This is a genomic window from Sagittula stellata E-37 (assembly GCF_039724765.1).
Classification (GTDB): Bacteria; Pseudomonadota; Alphaproteobacteria; order Rhodobacterales; family Rhodobacteraceae; genus Sagittula; species Sagittula stellata.
The window spans coordinates 18,075-38,505 of record NZ_CP155732.1; the positions used below are offsets into that span (position 1 = coordinate 18,075).

16 protein-coding genes are annotated in these 20,431 nt (G+C 63.9%); 4 read left to right on the top strand and 12 right to left on the bottom strand.

The annotated features are described in order from the left end of the window. Positions 1 to 8: 8 nt before the first annotated feature. The 4 genes from ABFK29_RS24355 to ABFK29_RS24370 all read left to right on the top strand — a co-directional run bounded on the left by ABFK29_RS24355 (position 9) and on the right by ABFK29_RS24370 (position 4,919). Entirely contained in the window at positions 9 to 1,589 is a 1,581-nt protein-coding gene (locus tag ABFK29_RS24355) for a hypothetical protein (protein WP_005863870.1), read from the top strand. Positions 1,590 to 1,723: 134 nt separating this feature from the next. Continuing rightward, positions 1,724 to 4,279: a peptidoglycan DD-metalloendopeptidase family protein gene (locus ABFK29_RS24360; protein ID WP_005863872.1), complete on the top strand. Its 2,556-nt coding sequence runs from the start codon at positions 1,724 to 1,726 to the stop codon at positions 4,277 to 4,279. 29 nt (positions 4,280 to 4,308) lie between these two features. Then, positions 4,309 to 4,536, top strand: coding sequence for a type II toxin-antitoxin system Phd/YefM family antitoxin (locus ABFK29_RS24365; RefSeq protein ID WP_005863874.1), 228 nt, complete (start codon positions 4,309 to 4,311; stop codon positions 4,534 to 4,536). Then, on the top strand, positions 4,533 to 4,919 hold the full coding sequence (locus ABFK29_RS24370) for a type II toxin-antitoxin system VapC family toxin (protein ID WP_005863876.1): 387 nt from the start codon (positions 4,533 to 4,535) through the stop codon (positions 4,917 to 4,919). Before ABFK29_RS24365 ends, ABFK29_RS24370 begins: the two co-directional genes overlap by 4 nt. Positions 4,920 to 4,991: 72 nt before the next feature. Here the strand turns inward: ABFK29_RS24370 and ABFK29_RS24375 are convergent, their stop codons facing one another. The 12 genes from ABFK29_RS24375 to ABFK29_RS24430 all read right to left on the bottom strand — a co-directional run bounded on the left by ABFK29_RS24375 (position 4,992) and on the right by ABFK29_RS24430 (position 20,387). Then, the gene (locus tag ABFK29_RS24375; RefSeq protein ID WP_005863878.1) at positions 4,992 to 5,564 is read right to left on the bottom strand and encodes a hypothetical protein; all 573 of its coding nucleotides are present in this window, start codon (positions 5,562 to 5,564) and stop codon (positions 4,992 to 4,994) included. 67 nt (positions 5,565 to 5,631) lie between these two features. Beyond that, entirely contained in the window at positions 5,632 to 6,435 is an 804-nt protein-coding gene (locus tag ABFK29_RS24380; protein WP_005863880.1) for a papain-like cysteine protease family protein, read from the bottom strand. A gap of 321 nt (positions 6,436 to 6,756) precedes the next feature. Continuing rightward, positions 6,757 to 9,486, bottom strand: coding sequence for a type VI secretion system ATPase TssH (gene tssH / locus ABFK29_RS24385; RefSeq protein ID WP_005863882.1), 2,730 nt, complete (start codon positions 9,484 to 9,486; stop codon positions 6,757 to 6,759). Positions 9,487 to 9,561: 75 nt separating this feature from the next. Further along, complete coding sequence (gene tssG, locus ABFK29_RS24390) at positions 9,562 to 11,304, bottom strand: type VI secretion system baseplate subunit TssG (RefSeq protein ID WP_005863883.1); 1,743 nt, start codon at positions 11,302 to 11,304, stop codon at positions 9,562 to 9,564. Further along, the gene (gene tssF / locus ABFK29_RS24395; protein WP_005863885.1) at positions 11,301 to 13,229 is read right to left on the bottom strand and encodes a type VI secretion system baseplate subunit TssF; all 1,929 of its coding nucleotides are present in this window, start codon (positions 13,227 to 13,229) and stop codon (positions 11,301 to 11,303) included. Before tssF ends, tssG begins: the two co-directional genes overlap by 4 nt. Next, positions 13,226 to 13,828, bottom strand: coding sequence for a type VI secretion system baseplate subunit TssE (gene tssE, locus ABFK29_RS24400; protein WP_347100741.1), 603 nt, complete (start codon positions 13,826 to 13,828; stop codon positions 13,226 to 13,228). Before tssE ends, tssF begins: the two co-directional genes overlap by 4 nt. A gap of 134 nt (positions 13,829 to 13,962) precedes the next feature. Continuing rightward, complete coding sequence (locus ABFK29_RS24405; RefSeq protein ID WP_040605258.1) at positions 13,963 to 14,460, bottom strand: Hcp family type VI secretion system effector; 498 nt, start codon at positions 14,458 to 14,460, stop codon at positions 13,963 to 13,965. A 58-nt stretch (positions 14,461 to 14,518) separates the two neighbouring features. Then, complete coding sequence (gene tssC, locus ABFK29_RS24410) at positions 14,519 to 16,021, bottom strand: type VI secretion system contractile sheath large subunit (RefSeq protein WP_005864193.1); 1,503 nt, start codon at positions 16,019 to 16,021, stop codon at positions 14,519 to 14,521. A 32-nt stretch (positions 16,022 to 16,053) separates the two neighbouring features. Beyond that, complete coding sequence (tssB, locus tag ABFK29_RS24415) at positions 16,054 to 16,563, bottom strand: type VI secretion system contractile sheath small subunit (RefSeq protein WP_005864195.1); 510 nt, start codon at positions 16,561 to 16,563, stop codon at positions 16,054 to 16,056. A gap of 130 nt (positions 16,564 to 16,693) precedes the next feature. Next, the gene (locus tag ABFK29_RS24420; RefSeq protein ID WP_005864197.1) at positions 16,694 to 18,040 is read right to left on the bottom strand and encodes an ImpA family type VI secretion system protein; all 1,347 of its coding nucleotides are present in this window, start codon (positions 18,038 to 18,040) and stop codon (positions 16,694 to 16,696) included. Between the two features lie 41 nt (positions 18,041 to 18,081). Beyond that, positions 18,082 to 19,731 (bottom strand): type VI secretion system-associated FHA domain protein TagH, encoded by a 1,650-nt coding sequence (tagH, locus tag ABFK29_RS24425; RefSeq protein WP_083803564.1) that lies wholly within the window; start codon positions 19,729 to 19,731, stop codon positions 18,082 to 18,084. A gap of 56 nt (positions 19,732 to 19,787) precedes the next feature. Further along, entirely contained in the window at positions 19,788 to 20,387 is a 600-nt protein-coding gene (locus ABFK29_RS24430) for a DUF6931 family protein (RefSeq protein ID WP_005864202.1), read from the bottom strand. Between the last annotated feature and the right edge of the window lie 44 nt (positions 20,388 to 20,431).

Below are 20,431 nucleotides of genomic sequence, written 5' to 3' on the forward strand. Positions count from 1 at the left end.
ATTGCCCCATGCGCACCGCCGCTCTTGCCCTCATGCTCGCAGGTCTATGCGCTGCGCCGCTGACCGCGCAGGAATCGACCGCGGGGGATCTGGTCACAATCGATCTGACCGGAGAGGACGTCACAGGGCAGGAGCCCATCGCGCCGGAGTGGAAAGCCATCGTCGTGGGCCAGCCCGGACCAGGCGCCAAGATGTCCTTCGCAGATGCGTTCCATGCTGGCCAGGCGATCGAGAAAGGCGGCCTGCCGCTGATCGACATGATCCGCGACATGCCCCGCACCCGGCTGACCGACACGCTCGCCGCGCTTGAAGATGCGCCGCGGCTTCTGCTGTTCTACTCCGGCCGGATACCTTCCGGCAGCGTTTCCATGCAGGACGGCACCATGCCGCTCGACACGATTCTGCGCAGCGCCTCCGTCGCCGGAACGGAGGAGATGATCCTGATGCTTGAGAACTGCACCGACCAGACACCCGTCCCGGCGCAGGTCATCGTACCGGAGCCGCCCGAGGGCATGGCGTTGTTGGTGATGGCGTCCGCCGGCCCCGGGGAGCGCTGCGAACCGGGCGAACGCCTGAGCGACGCGCTGCGCGCGATGTCCGAAGAAGAGGACCTGACCGGCGATCTGTTGGCGCGGCTCGACGGGATGTTCACGGTGGGCAGTGTGCCGTCCCCGGTCATCATGACCGGCGCACCGGAGGAAAACGACACGCAGGAACTGGTGGAACTTCTCCCCGAGGACGTCATCCTGCTGCCCGCACTCGACGGGGATTTCTCGCTGGGAGGTGGCGGCGACGACAACGGTTTCGAGGAGACTATCGGCGAAGACGAGGTGATCGAGATCGTGTTGCCCGCGCGCGTGCCGGATCTGGCGCAGGACATCGTGGAGAACACACCGGTGGTCACCTTCGCCGCGTTGCCCACAGCCCAGATCGCCGCCTTGCCGCTTGCAGCGGGTCTGCCGGAGCCTTCTATCCTCGTGGGCTTGATCGAAGGCATCACCGACGCCTCCCTCGAAGTCGATCCGGAACCGGAAGCGGAGTCGACCGCCCTTGCCAGTTTCACCAATGACAACGCGGCCATTGTGGCATCGCTTGCGACGCTGCGCGAGCTGCGCAAGAACGACCCCGGTATGTACGCCAGCCTGCTTGCATCCGGAGCGTTCGACCCGCCGGCAGGCGACGTGCTTGCCAAGGTCATCCAGACCGAGCTTCGCCGGATGAATTGCTATCTCGGAGGTATCGACGGCGATTACGGCCCCCGGTCCCGCCGCGGCTCGACCAGCTACTATGGCGAGCTGGAAAAGAAAGAGATCGCCTCGCTGGACAGCCCCGACGCCTCCGTCGATCTGTTCCGCCTGATCCTCGGCAACGACGACGTGCGCTGCCCGGATCCGGTGGTGGCGAAGCCGCGCTCGTCGACGACGCGGTCCAACACGGCGCGGAACACCTCTTCGCGGTCCACAAACACCACGCGTACCACCCGGTCGGCACCGGCAGCCCAGGCCCCCAGCAGGGCGCCCACGTCTTCGCCGAGCCGGTCCTCTGGCGGCAACTTCTCTGGCGGGTCCTTCGGGGGTGTGTTCCGGTAGAGCGAAACACCCGGCAGGTCCGCATTTCCGATTCCTGACGGTCGCGGTGCCGGAACGCACTTCCGGCATTCGCTTCGTCTGTTACAGTACGTTCAGCCAGTTGTTTCCATCCCATTTCATGCCCCAACCCACACATGCCGATCGACGTTGACCCCTCCTTCAAAAAGACCGGCGACAAGGCACGGGAACGTCAGCTGTGGAGGCAGACCGGAGAGAATGCGCGCAGACGCCATCGCAGGCGAAAGATTCGCCGCATCGCGATCATGGGGGGCGGTGGCTTTGGCATTCTCCTGATCGCTTTCATCGGATGGATGGTCGCGCGCTCCCCCAGCGACGGAGGCGGCGGTGTCGAAGGATCCGATGTGGCGGAGTTGAGCGGTCTCGACCCCGAAGACGACGATTTCACGATGGTGCAGGCAGACGAAGCGCAGACGGATTTCGCCTCCAGCAGCTTCACCCCGGTGCTGCCTGCGGACATCCAGGTCGATCCGATGATCCTGCGGGTTGCGCAGGAAGGTGAGGGCAACGTGCAGTACATCGCCGGACCTCAGGACTTCCTGCCCGCGCGGGTCGGGCCGCCCGGATCTCAGCGCTTTGCCTACCTGCGTGAACCGCTTGTCGCCGCGGAGCAGACGCTGGAACTGGTGCTGCCCTCTTCGCGCGACGACTTTGCCCTTTTCCAGGCGCAGCGCAGCCAGGCCAGCCCTCCGGGTGCCCTGCCGCAGCAACCTCAGAAACCTTCCGCCCCGGTCGAGGCCGGGGACCTCGTCACCGTCGAGGAAGACAGCAGCTGGGGTGACCTGATCACCACCGACGACGATGCCCTCCAAAGCGAGGGCCAATCCGAAAGCGCCGCCGTCTACGTGGAGACCCGGATCGAGAACACCACCTCTACCGTGCTTGCCCTGCGCGAAAGTGAGCGGCATGCGCTCTACGAGGACGTGGTGACGGCTTTGCAGACGGAACGCCCGCTGGTGCAGGTGCTGACGTCCAGCGGGTTCAGTGCAAGCGACGCCGCCGCAATCGCACGGGCCGCCGAGACGCGCCTGTTCGTTCCCGAAAAGCTGGCGGGCGGCAGCATCGTGGCGGTGCGCTATCGCCAGAACGATTTCGGGCGCGAGCTGATCCAGATGTCGGTATACGGCCCGGAGGGCTACATCGGCACGCTCGTCCGGCTTGGCGAAGGGCGCTACGATAGCGGCGCGGACCCGTGGTTCTCGGAAAACCTGACGGACCGGACCGGCGAACTGGTGGCGCAGGCGCAGGAGGCGAAAGAGGTCCGTATCATCGACGCGATCTATTCCACCGCGCTCTCCAACGGCCTGTCACAGACGCTGGTCGGCCAGCTTATCCTGATCCTGTCCAAGGACTTCGACCTCGACCGCTTCGCCAGCGACGGGGACTACTTCTCGGTGCTGTACGCCAACACGCCCGGCCCGGAGGGAGACGGCTTGGGCCGCGTGCTTTACGTGGGGATCGAGGGGCCGTCCGGCACGCTGACCTGCTACGTGACAGACGGTGAAAACGAGGGCGAATTCGCCTGCTTCGATTTCAACGCCACCACGACGGGCGGAGGCGGAGGCGCCATCGGAGGCGGCATGGTCGTGCCGGTGAAGGGGGTGAAGACGTCGGGCTTCGGCCCGCGTCACCACCCGATCCTGAAGCAGGTGCGCAATCACGACGGTGTCGACTGGGCAGCACCCACCGGCACGCCCATCGTGTCCGCCATGAACGGCACGGTGGAATACGCCGGACCGGGCGGCGGCTATGGCAACGTGATCTACATCGACCACGGCAACGGCCAGCAGACGCGCTATGCCCACATGTCGAAGTACGGCGCGTTCAAGAAGGGCGACCGGGTGAAGGCGGGCGACGTCATCGGCTACGTCGGCACCACCGGGCGATCCACCGGACCGCACCTGCATTTCGAACTCAGGGTGAACGGCACGCCGGTCGACCCGCTCAGCTATCGCGCCTCTGTCACCGTGGCGGCTGTCTCGGACGGCGGACAGCCGGGGTCGGCGGCGGTCGAGCAACTGGTCAACAAGATCATCAAGGTCGAAAGCGCGGGCAACGCACGCGCGAAGAATCCGCTGTCGACCGCAACGGGCCTCGGCCAGTTCATCGAAAGCACGTGGCTGCGGATGATGCGCGACTACCGGCCGGACCTTGCAAACAGCATGAGCCGCGCGGCCTTGCTGGAACTGCGCTTCGACCCGTCGCTGAGCCGCGAGATGGTGCGCAACCTTGCGCGGGAAGGGGAGGCCTACCTCAGATCGCGTGGCCATACGATCACGCCGGGGAACCTGTACCTCTGCCATTTCCTTGGTGCGGGCGGGGCGGCAAAGGCCCTGAGCGCATCGCGCGAGGCGTCCGTGCTCGACGTGATGGGCGCGGGCGTCGTGGGGGCAAACCCGTTCCTGCGCGGCAAGACCATCGGCGAACTGATCGCTTGGTCGGATCGCAAGATGCTGGTCAGGGGACAATCCACCGCAATCTCCAGCGCGCCCGCCATACCCGCACCCCGTGCCGTTCCGGAAGAGATCAAGGCGTTCAGGGAAACCGTCGATACCTTGCTGAAAGAGGCAAAGGCCAAAGCCGAAGGCATCGCCGCCCGGGCCGCGGAGGAAGACGCTGCCGATGAGGAAACGACAGGCGAGACGGTTGAAGACGCCCCCGAAAATGACTAAGCTATAGCCAGACCAGATACGGTGCCGCCATGATGGCCTCTGTCCACGAAGCCAAGACCAACCTGTCGAAATTGATCGACGCCGTGGAACGCGGCGAGCGGGTGGTCATCACGCGGCACGGCATACCGGCGGCGGAACTTGTGATCGCACGGAAGGCGCAGGTCCGGATCGGAGGGCTGAAAAGCCGCCTCGCTCCGCCGCCGGACAGTTTCACCGCGCCGCTCTCGGAGGAAGAGTTGCGGGACTGGGGCGCGTGAGCGCACTGCTCCTCGACACCAACGCCTTTGCCATGATCCTCACGGACGACCCGCGCCTGACGGACACGGCCCGGGATGCCATTCTGGGCGCGACCCGCGTGGCGCTCTCGGTCATCAGCCTGTACGAGATCGGACAGAAGGTACGACTGGGGAAATGGCCAGAGATGGACGCCTTTGCGTCAGACCTTGCGGTGCAGGCGCAGAACGACGGGATCGACCTGCTGCCCCTGTCCCCCGCTGCGGCCTTGCAGGCGGCACTGCTCGACTGGGAACATCGCGACCCTTTCGACCGCATGATCGCCTGCGTGGCCCGGGCCGAAGGGCTGGACCTAGTGTCGTCCGATACAGCGTTCGACGCGCTGACCCTGAGCCGGATCTGGTAGCGCTGGCGCTGCAGCCTCCCCACCCCTGAAGGGCACCGGCGCGGCGCCAGTACCCCTGCGGGTTTCGCGAACTCAGCGAGAGCGGTGGTGCCAGCGGACGCGGCCCTCCTTGCTGCCCTTCTTCAGGGGCAGAAGCGGACGGTATTGCGCGACCCAGCTTTTCGGATCGTAATCGCACACCAGACGGCCCTTCGCATCACGGATGAAACAGAGCGCGCCGTTCTTGTGTTTCCAGACGACGCCGCCAAAGCTGGCGATGGTCATTGCCTGGATGTCGTTGTCGCTGGCCCAGAAGCTATAGTCGCCCAGCGGGAAGATACCGTCGCGGAACTCCTTCGGTTCGTCCAGTTTGGCTTCGTCGACCATCGACTGTGTGTGGTCGTCGACGGCGGCCTTGATCATGCCGGTCACGAAACCGGCACCGGCGAGGATCGCGCTGCCGGCGATGGTGGCGGCCACGCCGACGCCGTAAAGGAATCCGTCGCCTGCGTCCGGAGCGGTATCGGTGGCCAGCCAGACGACCGGCTGCACGATCAGTCCCGCGGCAGACCCCTTCGTCGCGCCGGCGACCTTGCCGACCGCCTTTGTCACCGACTGTGCCGCGACCTCAGTGCCGATGCCGGTTACAGAATTTTTGTATGTCATCAGAAACCTCAATCATTTCATTACAATTCAAACACATTACTCGATACGCATTCCGGAACACGGTCCGTCACTTGTAGAACACGCGGTACGTCCGCGCCGGGTAGTCTTGAACAAATTTCGCATAATTTTCAGTGGTTTTCGCACCCCTGCCCACCGGAAAAGGATCGTTGTAGGAAATGTCGGCCTTGTTGTCGCGCTCGCCGCTTAGGCCGGTCACGAGGATCCAGTGCCCGCTGGAGGACACGCCCTTGCTGTAGGGACCCGCGTATTCCAGCATGTCGAAGATCAGCGGCCCACGCCGCAGGTGATTGCGCAGCTTTGTCACGCTCCAGCTTTGCGGACCGATGTACTGCAAGCCGTGCGCCTTGGCGTAATCGCGGGTCGGGGTGATCCAGTCGGCCTCGCCCGAGAAGTTGTCGAGGCTGCCGTCCGGAAGAATCATCGACGCCGGTGTGCGCGCCTTGACCTGCGCTACCGTCTGCCCCAGCAGCATCGCGGTGGCCGCGGCCCAGCATGAGGTGCCGGTCGGCTGCGGGATCAGCTTTACCTTGTGATAGATCTTGGCGATGGATTCGGAGGGCTGGGGCATGGCTTTCCAGATCGCCTCCGACGTCGCGTCGTTCAGCGCCGCCAGCGTCTTGCCGTTCGGATCGACGCGGGAATCCGGATTGTTGAACTTCAGCACGCATTTCTGGAAGTCGTAGATCGCGGCTCGGGTCAGGGTGCCGCAGATGCCGTCTTCGACCAGCGCGTCGCGCGGTGCCGACATCTGTGCGTTCAACTGACTTTGGACCGCGTAGACATCGGCAGCCTTGTTGCGACCGTTGCGACCGACGCTCGATTGCACGTAAATCGTTTGATTGATGCTCATTTGCTAAAATCTCGATGCCATGATCCCCGGAAGCGAAAAGCGCCTTCAAAGGGGAGCGGGTTGTGTCTGTATCAAATTCACTCGTGCCTGAATGCGGGTGCCCCGGCATCGTAACGTGCCGGTCGCGCAATAGGTGGTGCCTATATGAACGGACACAATGGCCAAGGCAGGTATTCCATGCCCCGGGCGCGCCATTATTTTCCCGGCTCACGCAGCATGCTTTTATTGATCTCCCGTCACATGTCTTTCCGAATGGCCAACCCGTCTGAAGACTGGCGCGCGATGGCCATGCACTGAAGCCACCGCACGCCGGAATTAGGTTCAGGCAAAGTCGTATTCGAAACCCTTCTCGCCCACCTTCACCGTCACTTCGCTCATGTCCTCTCCGGACACCATCCGTTGAAGCACCTGGCGGGACAGGTCCGGGAGGATGGAGTTGGTGATGATGTTGTCGATCATGCGGCCACCGCTGTCGGGGTCGCGGCACTGTTCTGTGATGTAGTCGATCACCTCGTCGCCATAGACAAGGTTCGCGCCATGCGCGCCTTTCAGGCGCTTGGCCACCGCACCGATCTTCAGTTTCGTGATACCGGCCAGCACATCCTTGCCCAGCGGGAAATAGGGGATCGAAACGATCCGGCCCAGCAGGGCAGGGGGGAAGACCTCAAGCTGGAAAGGCTTCAGCGCGGTCTCCAGTTCATCGAGGTCGGGCGTGGTGTTGCCGCCCTCCGCCATCTCCATGATGACGTCTGTGCCGACGTTGGAGGTCAGCAGGATCAGCGTGTTCTTGAAGTCGATCCGCCGCCCGTTGCCGTCCTCCATGATGCCCTTGTCGAACACCTGGAAAAACAGCTCGTGCACGTCGGGGTGGGCCTTTTCGACCTCGTCCAGAAGCACGACGCTGTAAGGCTTGCGTCGCACGGCTTCGGTCAGGCGGCCACCTTCGCCGTGGCCCACATAGCCCGGCGGTGCGCCTTTCAGCAGCGACACGGTGTGCGCCTCCTGGTACTCGGACATGTTGATGGTGATGATGTTGTCCTCACCGCCGTAGATCGCCTCGGCCAGGGCCAGCGCGGTCTCGGTCTTGCCGACACCGGACGGACCGCACAGCATGAAGACACCGATGGGCTTGTTCGGGTTCGACAGGCCCGCGCGGTTGGTCTCGATGCGCTTGGCGATGGCCTTCAACCCGTGGTCCTGACCGATGACGCGCTCCTGCAGATGCTCGGCCAGATGCAGCACCGCCTCCAGTTCGTCCTGTACCATCCGGCCCGCCGGGATGCCGGTCCAGTCGGAGATGACAGAGGCCACGGCCTGCGCGTCGACGTGGGCATAGACCATGCGGTCGTCGGGGTTGCCCTCTTCGAGCGTCGCCATGAAGGCGTGCATTTCCTTGCGCGCCTCGTCCGGATCGATCGTGGCACCCTCGGCCTCTGCCTCCGCGTCGGAGGAGGCGTCCTCGGCGGCGGGACGGTTGTCCATCACCTCGGCGACGTCATGGCCCTGCGAGACGGCGATCTCCTTGCGCAGAAGGATGATCTTGTCGACGATTTCCTTCTCCTTGGCGTATTTCTCTTCGAGGTCGGCGAGTTCGGTTTCCAGCTTCCCCTTCTCTTCCATCGCCTCAAGGATGCGTTCCTCGTTCGACTCCCCCAGGTCGCGCTCGGACTCCTTCCCGGCGATCTCGACGTCCAGCGCGGCGATCTTCTCGCGGATGTCCTGGATACGGGCCGGGACAGAGCTTTGCGAGACGGCAACGCGGGCACAGGCGGTGTCGAGCAGCGACACGGCCTTGTCCGGCAATTGCCGCGCCGGGATGTAGCGGTGCGACAGGGACACGGCGGCGACAATGGCCTCGTCCGAGATGCGCACCCCATGGTGCTCTTCCATCGGTTCGAGGATGCCGCGCAGCATGTAGCAGCATTTCTCGACCGAGGGTTGGTCGACGTTGACCGGCTGGAAACGCCGGGTCAGCGCGGGGTCCTTTTCGAAATAGGTGCGATACTCCGACCACGTTGTCGCGGCGATGGTGCGCAGCGTGCCGCGGGCCAGCGCCGGTTTCAGCAGGTTCGCGGCATCGCCCGTGCCTGCCTGACCACCGGCACCGATCAGGGTGTGCGCCTCGTCGATGAAGAGGATGATCGGGGTGGGGGAGGACTGCACCTCGTCGATGACCGACTTCAGCCGCTGCTCGAACTCGCCCTTCATGGACGCGCCCGCCTGCATGGCCTGAATGTCGAGCATGTAGAGCTTCGTGCCCTGCAGCTTCGGCGGAACCTCCCCTGCGGCGAGTCGCTGCGCGAAGCCCTCGACCACGGCGGTCTTGCCGACGCCCGCCTCCCCGGTGAGGATCGGGTTGTTCTGGCGGCGGCGCAGAAGCACGTCGATGACCTGCCGGATCTCGTCATCGCGGCCAACGATTTTGTCCATCTTGCCCGACGCAGCATCCGCCGTCATGTCGACGGAGAACCGGCCAAGCGCGGTGGATGCACCGGGGCGACCGTCGTCATCCTCGCCCGGTTCGGCGGCCGACGGAGAGGACAGGCCGGAGCCGTCCATCGGGCGCATGGTCTCTTCTTCGGAATCCTTCCATAGCCGACGGCTTTCCTTGGCGAGGATGTCGGCAGAGATATCCCCAAAAACCGAAGAATACCGCATGATGTGACGGCGAAGATGGTCGTCCTGCAGGATGCCGGTCAGCACGTGGCCGGTGCGGATCTGGCTTTCTCCGAACAGGAGGGTCGCATAGGTCCAGGCATGCTTCAGCGAGTCGAGGAACTGCTCGGAAATACCGGGAGCCTCGGTGACGTTCTTGTCGAGCTTGGCCAGCGTGTTCTGAAGATCCTTCAGCACCTGGCCCCGATTCAGCCCCAGCGCATTCAGCGTGACGGAAATGTCTGAGTTCTTGTTGGACACGACCGGCCACAGCCAATGGCAAAGGTCGATCTGGCGGTTGCGGTCCCCGCGCGCCTGCCGCATGCCCTGAATGAAGGCATTGTACCCGGCCTGGTTCATCTTGAGAGCATAGCTCTCGATCTCAATTCCTGACATTGCAATCGTCCCTTCTGAAATGTACCGGCCCGGTTATCGCTCCGGGTCCGGATCTCCCTGTTGTGTGTCCGGCCGTCACGCGGCCGCCTGTTGATCTTGCCCTTTCGGGGGCAGAAGCTTGAACACCGTTACCTGCACCATCACGTCTGGATCTCCCTTCGGCGGCGCGAGGCAGGCCATCCAGCCGAGCTGCGCGTTCACGCCCATGATCGCCGGCTGGATCTCCGTCTGCGGCAGCCACAGCACGGCCTCGACCTCGTAGGCCTCGCCGAGATACCAGAACACCAGATCGCGGAGGTCGGGGTGATCCCCGCCCGATGGCAGCAGCTTGAAGTAATCCTTGATAGAGCGGACATAGAGATGCACGCGGATCTTCTCTCCGACCGTGCGCACCCGGGACCCGAGGTGCATGTTCATGCCGATGCTGCAGGCCTGACGGCCCATGTGCGACAGCGTGTCGGGCTCGAAATCGAGCCACGTCGGCACCAGCTCCTCGATCTCGACGTTCAGTTTCCCTTGGAAGTGCAGCTGCAGGATCTGGCGCAGGCGCACCGGGCTTTTGACGCGCCCACCGGCCAGACCCGCGTAGCGCGCCTTGACCGTGTCGGACACGTCGTCCCGGTCCCGCATGGCCGTCGTGCCATTGCCCGCCACGGCCAGAAGGTAGGACTGGAAGCGGTCGTCGGTCGGGTGGTCGAACTGCGTGATCGCATGGGCGTCGGACCAAGCCCGGAAGAACATCTCCTGAAAGCGCTCGGTGAAGATGTCGACAAAGCGAGTAAAGCTCTTGTCGCCATGGATGAACCACTGCTGGACCTCCTCGGTCCAGTTAAGCGGGAAGGCTCCGAACGGCCCGAAGAACCCCATGAACTGCGCGCGGATCATCGGCACGCGGCGGGTGGGGTCGTAACGCGCAATGTCGGCATGCGGCACGCCGGTGAACGGGTCCTGCCCCATGCGGACAAGCTGGTCGTGCAGGCGGGTGTTGCGCCCGATGCGCGGCTTCGTCCCGGCGCGGCGCTCAAGCTCCCGCAGGAGGAAGAACAGCCCCTTGCCCATCGCGCGCCATGCCGCCTGTTCGTCCTCGTCCAGATTGGAGGGCATCTCCGGCTCGTCGTCGAGCTCGTCCATGGCGAGGTGTTCGACCCGCGAGGTGACAAGTTGCCGGAACGTGTCCAGCAACCCATCTTCGAGGAAGGCGTCCTCGGAGTGTTTCAGCCTCTGGCTGGCTCGGCGGACAAGATCCTTGCGCAGGGCGGGGGTAAGTCCCTCGGGCGCGCGGCGCGCGGTGTGGCGCAAGGCCGTGGCCAGACCGTGACCCAGCAGCGCCTGCTCGATGACTTCGTCGGGCGTCCAGTCTGCGCGCGGGATGAACGCCTGAATCGACGTCTGCGTCCGCGGCAGACCCGGGAGTTCGGCAAAGACGGTCTTGTCTTCGTCATCCCAACCGTCGCTGGCAGCGGGCGCCGTTTCGGTCCGGGGCGCATCGTCGAACCAGTCGAGATCGGCCATGACCGTCTTGTCGTCGCCATCCGACTTGCCGCCGATCATCGGCGGACGCACCGACGGCAGCTCTGCGGCCGGTTCCGTGCCGCGCGACTTGTTGGGCGCTATGCCCGGAAGGGGCGGGAAGGTCGGCTCCTTCACATCCTTGTCCTGCACCGGCTGTGAAAAACCGCCTTTCGGCATCGGCAGCGGTTCGATTGTCTTCGGGCCGCTGTCCTTGTCCTTGGGCGACGACTTGTCCTCGGGTTTGCCCGGGTCCTTGTCGAGCCAGCCCATGACCGTCTTTTCGTCGTCATCCCAATCGTCGCTCACAGCACGCGCCCTCCGCCCAGCCGGGGCGGCCAGGTCTTCAGGTGTCCGCGCTGGTGCGAGCGGATGACCGTCTTGGTGAACGAATTGACAGAGGCGTATTCGGCAAGGAACCTGTCCAGCACCGAACCGAGCAGCATGATACCGGAGCCTTCGAAGGCCTCTTCGTCGAAGGTCAGCGTAATTTCGAGACCGCGCGCCGTATGGAAACCCTCGGGATGCGGAATGGAGGCCGGAACCTGCCGGGTCTCGACCGACTGCAACCCATCGACCTGGCTTTCAATGAAGCTGTCGGAGAGATCGGCGAACAGACGCATCATCTCGCGCAGGGCCTCTGCCGCATCGGCCCCGGTTCGGCCCAGAACCCCGTAACTGTTCAGCGACATGTGGCTGACGAGCCGCCAGTAGACGTCGCCGGACTGGGTCCGGTGGGCCGCGCCGCCTTCCATATCGGCCAGACTGTCGCGCGGCGGAGTGGGACCGTCGATGCAAGCCAGCCGGATCGTGTTCTCGTCGCAGAAGTAGAAGTCTTCCTCGCCCTGCTTGATCGGCAACTCGCCGGCCAGGTGCCGGTTGGAGCACAGCCCCCGGATCTGGAGACGCTGCACCCGTTCGTCGTCGGGCGGCTCGTAGATCGACAGGAAGGTTTCCGTGCCGCGATAGCGCGACCGGGAAATACCCTGCTTGCGCTCCTGTGCGGTGATCCGGCGCTTCTTCTTGCGGGTCGTATAGTACAGCGCGTGCCTCGGACTGACCTTGTTCGAGGGCAGGGCATACAGCGGATAGACCCGCGTCTTGCCCTGGCTGCCCTGGTAGTGGGCGAAGACCTCGGTCACGCGGTGGAATTCGTAGTGCGTAACGGGTGTGGACAGCGGCGTGACCACGTGTTCGTGGCTCTTGCGGTCCATGCGCAGGGGCGCGGCGGCCTCTTCGAACAGGTTGACCGCCGGGGCGCAGTGGAGGCGGATGTCTTCCGTTGACAGTTGCGCCGCCAGCTTCTGGCTCGACGTGTCGAATTCGAAGATGATCTGAATGCGCGAACCGGGGACACGTGCCCAGACGTCGCGCAGCCCCTTCACCCGGAAGCCCAGGAACTTGCGCGGATAAACGAACACCTCGCGCAGAAGGGCAAATCCCTCGAACAGCCGGTCGTCATGCGGGAAAAGCCGTTCCGACCGGTCGAAACCAACCTGTTCGATCTGGTGCGGGGCAAGTGTCTGGTAGACGTCGTCGCCAAGCGCGTTCTGCCAGCGCAGAGACACCTTCACGCAGTCGCAGAACACTTGTTCATACAGCGCCACGGCCTCGTCCATCGGGCCGGCCAGATGAAACTGCAGCGTGTCGGCCTGCAGTTCGGTAAGCGGCTCGCTGTTGTCGGCCTTGCCGGTCACGCCAAGCCGCGCAACGTCGATCAGCATCCCGGCATGAACGCCCTTCGCCGGCTCCCGCATCACCGCGCCGACCTGACCCGACCGGGAAAGATAGCGCACCTCCGCAACGTCAACCGGCCAGAGACTGAGGGGCGCAGCCAGCGCAAACCGGCAGGACACGCGCTTTTCGGTGTCAACGTAGCGCGCCTCCATGTAGTCGCCGGGCTTGAAGTGGATGCCGGTGACTGTCTTCGGATCCTCGTAAGGGGCCGCGGCCCGCACCGTCATGACGGAGGGAGTCGGCTCCAAAACGCCGGGCAGAAGCTGGTCCAGAAGCTCCCGCGTGAAGCCACGGAATTCTTCGTCCAGTTTCAGTTGCACCCGTGCGGCAAGAAAGGCAGACCCCTCCAGAAGCGCCTGCGCGGTTGGGTCCATGTTCTCTTCGAGCAATCCGCCAAGGCGATCTGCCAGGCCCGGATACTCCTGCGCGAATTCCCGAGCCCGCTCCTTCAGCAGCGCGAGTTCCCGGTTGTAGGCGTCGCGGAAAGCCTGTTTCACATTTGCACCCGCAGCTTGGACATCCGCATCTTGCCCGCCCCGAGGTCGAGCTCCGCGTCGAAGTCGAGCGGGATGTCGACCGGGTCGCCCATCAGGTCGGCCTGCACGAAAAGCTCCAGCCGCTGGTCGTTCTTGCTATCGCTCCGGCGCACCGACACCTCGATCGAAGAAGGCACCAGACGCGGCTCGTGGTCGACAAGCGATTGCTTGATGGAAGCCTTGATCGATTCGCCCCCCAACTCGCGGATCGTCACGCTCGACAGGTCGCGGAAGCCGTAGTTGAGGATCGACCGCGCCACGTGCGGCGCCTGGTCGAGCGACACGGCGGCATCGAGACGGATGGTGTTCATCAGCGCGTTCAGATCCGCCTCGATGTGGTTGCGCAGGGCACCTTCGGTGACACCTTCGCGGAAATCGATGCGGCGGGTGATCGTGGTCTCGCCGTCTTCCTTCTTGTCCTGCGTGCGCTCGGCATGGTGCTGGCGGCGGCGGTCATGGAAGCTGGAGCGGAAGATCTGCAGGATCGAGACCTTGGCGCGGTCTTCCTTGCGCCAGACGCGGGTCACCTGCGTCGTCAGATCAGGATCGTCGGAGGTCATGTCACGCTCTCGAAATCAAAAGGCCCGAGACAAAACGTAACGGCCATCCCCCGAGCAATCAAAGAAAAATTAATGTGGGAAGGGCGGGTTTGCCGCCCTTCCCGAAATGCAGGTCCGCGAAGGGGAAGAGTCGCTTACGCGCTCCATTCCTTGTCTTCTGCGATTTCCCAACCGGCAGAGAATTCGCCGTCCGGCGCACCCTTCTGGTTCTGCTTAGTGTAGGTGACCTCGAACATGCGGAAGTTCAGGGTGAGGCTTTCCTGGATACGGTCCAGGCCGTCGTTCATCCCGCCGGTGTTGTACGACGTGATCATGACGTCCTTCATCTTGATCTTCATGTAGTCGACAGGCTTGGAGCCACCGGCCTTCAGCACGTGCAGTTCCGCTGTGTCGATGTGCTCGCCCGAGCAGCAGCGCTTGATCAGGTCGTGCGACGCCGCGTCGACGTACTTGGTGAACGCGATGTCACCCACGTCGACCTTGCCGCCGCCGCCACCGGACCCCAGGTGGGTGGTGCCCGACTGGGTCATGCCGACGCTCCAGGACAGGACGTCGATCCAGTCCTTGTGCTGGTCATTCTGGGACTCGCCCTTGATGCCGTTGCCGAGTTTCAAAAAGATATTAACAGCCATTTTGCTTCTCCTTCTGGCTTTAAATCTCACCTACCGCTTAATTGCGGGCGGCAATCACTTATTTGGCAGGCAGTTTCGACACGAGGCTCATGCCGATATCCATGCCTTCCATCTGAAAATGCGGTTTCAGGAAGAACTTGCCCGTGTAGTAACCCGGGTTGAGTTCGTCTTCGACCACTTCGACCTTTGCCCCTGCCAGCGGACGCTTCGCCTTTTCCAATTCCGTCGCGGTGTCAGGGTTACCCGTCACATACTTGTTGATCCAGGTCTGCAGCTCGATCTCCAATTGAGCCCGCGTCGGGCTCTGGCCAATCTTGTCGCGCACCATGACCTTCAAGTAATGGCTGAAACGCGACACGGCGAAGATGTAAGGGATGCGCGACGACATGTTGTCCGATGCCGTGGCAAGATCATCCACGTATTTCTTGGGCTTGTAGAGCGACTGCGCACCGATGAAGGCCGCCTTGTCGGTGTTCTGCCGGTGGATCAGGCCGATCAGGCCCGCCTTCGACAGTTCACCCTCCCGACGGTCCGTGATGGACACTTCCGTCGGGCACTTCATCTGCTTGTCACCGTCGCCGGTGTCAAAGACGTGCGTCGGCAGGTTGGTCACCTCGCCGCCGGAGGTCACACCGCGGATGCGGACCGTCCAGCCGTGTTCCTTGAACGCCCGGTTGATGTTCGTCGCCATCGCGTGCGCCGCGTTCATCCAGGAGTACTGCGTGCCGCCGTGACCGTCGGTCTCCTCGCGGAAGTCGAACTCCTCGACGACCGAGGTGCTGTCCGGGCCGTAGGGCTCGCGGGCCAGCGCGCGGGGCAGGGTCAGCGCGATGAAGCGGCTGATCTCGCTGTCGCGCAGCGAATTCCACTGAGCGTATTCCGCGTTCTCGAACATTTCCGACAGGTCCGGCGGAACGGCGATCTCGTTCCAGCTGTCCATGCCCAGCAGGTTCGGCGACGCGCCCGAGATGAACGGCGCCAGCGAGGCTTCGGCAATCCGGCCCATGAAGCGCAGGATGTTCACGTCGGCCGAGGAATGGTCGAAGTGGTAGTCGCCCACCAGGCAGCCGAAGGGCTTGCCGCCCAGCGTACCAAGCTGCTGTTCGTAGACCATCTGGAAGAGCGGCGATTGTTCCCACTTGTTCTTGGGATAGCGCCGGGTCATGGCCGCCAGCTCCGACTTGGAGATGTTCAGCACCTTGACCTGCAGAGACGCGTCGGTTTCCGCATTGTTGAGCGTGTACGCAAGGCCGCGCCACTGGCTCTCGAAATGCTGGAACTCCTCCTGGTGGAGGATCGCGTTCATCTGGTCGCTGAGCTTCTTGTCCAGCTTCGCCAGCATCGCGTCCAGCGTGTCGATCACGTCGTCTTCGATGATCGTCTGGTCGTCCAGCGCCTCGCGGACCAGCGCCACGAGAGCATTGTCCACCTCACGCTCTGCCACGTCGGTCCGCGGCTTGATCGTCTGTTTCAGAATGTCGGAGAATTCCGCAAGCTCGTTTACGGATTCCGCGACCGCGCCGCCTGCGCCTTCTGTATCCAGTTGTGCGTCGTTAGCCATGGTTCATGTCCCTGTTATCGCGTCGCCGTCGTTTATTCTTCGTCTTTGCCGGACTTCGCCTGCTCGCCGAGCGCGGCAAGCAGTTCCGGGTCGCTCAGCAGCTTCTTGATGTGCTCCTGGGCCTTGGGCTTCGACGACATGTAGCGCTGCAGGGAGGCAAGCTGTTCGCGGGCTTCCAGCAGCTTCGCCATCGCCGGAACCTGGCGGGCGATCTGCGTCGGCTCAAGGTCGTCCATGGAATGGAACTTCAGATCCACGCCCATCTTGCCGCCGTTCGGGTCAAGCTTGTTCTCCACCATGAAGGACATGCCCGGTTCGATCGACGCCATGTAGTCGTCCAGGGTGTCTTTCGTGACGCCGCTGAAGGTCCGCTCGGTCACGTCCTCCTTCTCGACGCCCGGGTTGTTTCCGGACAGGTCCGAAAGCATGCCCATGACGAAGGGCAGCTCAACCATCTTCTCGCTCTCGTAGGGGTCAGCGTACTGGATCGACACCCGCGGAGGGCGATTTCTCTTGATGTAACCGGAACCTGAATCAGACATATGAAAATCTCCCTGAGGCTTTGTTGCAGTGCTGCAATCTTGTGGAAAATCAAACCGCCAAGCGGACCTAAAGTCAACGATGTAGATATACCAAAAAACCGTACTTGTACACGGCGAGGGGAGTACCTACTCACTCCTCTTCGCGCGGTATCAGCTCGTCGATAATGGACTGAAAATCCCTGTCCAGATAACTTCTTGCGCGGCTCAGCAACGTCGGAATCGGGCTGGAGCGTTCGACTCGGCGGAAGTAGTCCTCGACCGACCGGATTGCGACCGCGGCCTCCCCCGCATTGGTCACGGAGACGTCCGGACCCGGGTCCGGCTCGGGGAACGGGGTGTCGGGATCGTCGTGCATGTCCTCGGTCAGCGCCCGAATCCGCGCGATTCCAAGCGAGAACCCGGCAGCAGGGCTGAAGTTGACAAGCGCCTCCTCGACATTGTCGGGCAGCAGGGTTTCCAAGGCTTCCAACAGCGGCTTGCCGATCAGCGACCGCGCCTGCGTCACCAGGAGCAGCGTGGCCGAGGACGGCTCATAGGCCCGGTAATAGGCCTCGCAGGCCTGCAAAAGGCGCTTGGCATGCAGGTGGCTGACCACCTCCGCGCCGCCCCCCTTCGCCGCTGCCGCAGCGGCAGAGAACGATGCGACGCCGCCGCCCCCTTCGCTGTCGCCCTCGTCGTCCTCGCCGCTGTCATCGCCGGGTTCCTCGACCTGGGCAACGGAGGCAAGATCGGACCGGGAGTTGGTGATCGCTTCGATCATCTCGGTGATGATCGGGCCGACACGGCTGAAATCCGGAGAGAACTTGGCCGTGCCGCTGGACTCGCACGCCGCCTTGATGCGGTTCATCGCGTCGCGCAGTTCGACCAGTGTTCCCAGCGTCTTCTCGACATGCTTGGCATTGCTCGCCGACGACAGCGCATCGAGGATGGGCGCCTGTTCGAGGTCCTCTTCGGACTGGAGGGCCGTCAGGTCGCCGCGCGCCACCTTCAGCCGCCGCAACGTCGCATCGCCGGTCGGCGTCAGCGCGGTGAAGTAGAGTGGCTGCACCACGCTGGTATTGTCGTTCAGGTCGTTGATCGCGCTGCGCCTGTCCCCGGAATCCGTCGGATGGACGTCCGCATCGAAGGTTTCCAGAAGCCCGGCAATCCAGGCAACGGATTCCGTGAACTTGGCCAGATTGCCGGCAAGGATCGCCCATTGCGCCCGCAGCACCACCAGCCGCAGGTCCTTCGACCGCTCCAGCACCGGGTCGATCAGCTTGATCTCGTCGCGGAAGTTGACCGACTTCGGATCGAACATGTTGTCCGGCGTCATGCTGCCGTCGGGCTTCTCGACACCGGGCCGGTAGTAGAACTCAGGCAGTTCGCCCATCCGGTCGAAATAGGCTTCGTCGAACTGCGGGTCGCCCTCGGGTTCGAGGTCGGGACCGCAGGGGGCATCCTCCGAAATCGGCTGGAGAAGCTTTTCGAGATCCATGCAAGCGCTCCGTCAGTGGCCCGCGACAGTGCGGGAAAATATCATTTTCGGTTGTTGGCCTCCGCGTAGGCCGATGCAAATGCTTGCAGGAACGCGTCCAGAATTCCGTGTTCCCCGGCTTGCGCCTTCTCGTCCCAACGCTCCACGTAGGTCGGCCACTGCTTGCCGGCCCGCTTGCCGCCCAAGAGGTTGGAGCCGGTGCTCTCGCACGCTGCCTCGATCTCTTCGGGGGACAATCCGCGGAACACCTCGGCCAGTGCTGGTTGAAGCGCGCGAAAGACCGCCTCCTGGTGTTGGCGGATGTCGCCAAGCGCATCCTTGAAGCTGTCCGGCCCCATCATGAACCCGTCGCGCGGCGCCACGAACATCAGCTCCAGCGCCTGCTGGCTGTCGGGCATGAACTTCATCGGGTTGTTGGCGTTGGCCGACAGCATGGTGCGCACGCCGCCGCGCGTGAAATTCTTCACATCGGCGCGCGCCTTGAGCATCATCATCGTCTCTTCGGTCGCGATCCGCACACAGCGGCCCAGCATGTGCATCAACTGGACGGCGTTTTCCGACTTCACCGCTTTCGGATCGAGACCGGCGCCCTCGCAGAACGCGCGCAGGGCAGGGCCCACGTCACCGCCGCCGCCGACCGCAGAGGGGGCGGGGCCCGGCGAAGGCTCGGGCACGGGCGCCGCGGGCTGCGGCGAAGCGGGGCGCGGCTCGGGCCGTGGCTGCGCCGAGGGCGAGGGCTGTGGCGGCATCGGCCGGGGCATGGGGATCTGCGACGGCGACATGGCGCGCCGAGGCTCTTCCGGCGCGCGGTCGGGCGGGCGGAACTCGGGGCTGAAATCCTCGTGCCGGGGCATCTGACGGGCCTGCGGCGGATCGGCCGGCGGCGCGTCCTGCCCCAGGCTGGGCTGATAGGGCGGCGTGTTCGGATCCTGTTGAGGGGTGTCTTGCCCCAGCGATGGCGTATAGGGCGGCACATCGCCCGCCGGGGGCGCATGGCGCTCGGGCGCGCGGGCTTGCTCCTGCGGTGCGTCCTGCCCAAGCGTCGGCACATAGGCCGGTTGGGAGGCCGGCGGTTGCTGCGGCGGCGCGGGCTGCTGGGGCGGGGCCCATCCTGTCGGCGTCTGAAGCGACCCCTGGTTCGGCGTCACCGAAGGCGTGCCTTGCGAGGCAGGCGAATTGTGCATCGGAAGCTGCAGCGACGTCTCCGTCTTCAGTCCGGCACTGGCGCTGGGACGCTGGACCTGAATGAAACCGTCGTTCAAGGCGTCGAGGCCGGGGCCGCGACCGCCCGCGACGGGCTGCATGTTCGCCGGATCCGGCGACCCGAAGGCGCCCCAAGGATCGTCGTCCGGATCGGGTGCGGGGGCACCGGCGGCCTGATGCACCTCGACCCCGACGATGTAATGACCGACGATCAGCCGCTCTCCGCCGCGCAGGGCAAGCTTGCCCTCCAGCCGGTGCCGCTGGCCGTCGACAAACGTACCGTTCATCGACACGTCGGTGAGGTAGTAGGTGCCGCCTTCGAACGTGATGTCGAAGTGATGGCCGGAAATCATCTTGGACGGATCGGGCAAGGACCAGTCCATGGAGGCACGCCGGCCGACGCTCGCACCATGGCCGTCGAGACGGAGAGACGTCGGCCCACCGTTCTCAAGCTGATCGAAGTTCTCGATTCGCAATACAAGTGTCATCGCACTCAATTAACCAGTTGTCCGCAGCCTAAGCCAGTGGCCACACGATCAAATTTTCAGAATGGACGGAACAGCGCCGACGCCTGGTCGATGAACCTTGCCAGCCGCACGGGGCGTTGCTGCAGCTCGGCACGTGCAAGACATGACAACACGGCAGAGTTGATCGCACGCGGCGCGCGGTGCGCCGGGATGGCAGCGCTGTCGTTGGGCGCGATAGGCCCGCCAGACCAGCCGACTGCAAGGCCGAGGAAGACCGCCGGGCTGCGCACCGGGGCATAAAGCGATCTGCTCATCACACGATAGCGGTTCTCGTTGTCGGAGTAGCTGCACCAGTTTGCCACGTGTTCCATCAGCTCGCGGTCGGCGGCGGTCATGTCGTCGCTGGCGATCCGCAGACATTCGTAGGCCCACCAGATCGCCATGGCCGGGACCGCCGCGAAGGCCGCGAAAGTGACGGCCTCCTCGGGTGTCGTGGATCCGGCGAGACGGTTGAGATACTCAAGGTTCTCTTCGTCGTCACGCGGTCGATGCTGGGTCATCTGCTTGACCTGAGGCATCTCGGAATAAAGTTCGAAAGGGGTCTCGTACCGCAGCGCCGACATGGGCGGCTGGGTCTTGTCCTGATCTTCCGTGATGTCCTGCACGTCGTTTGCCATGTTTCGACTTTTTCCCGTCGCGACGTGCCGGTCAAGTAGGGTTT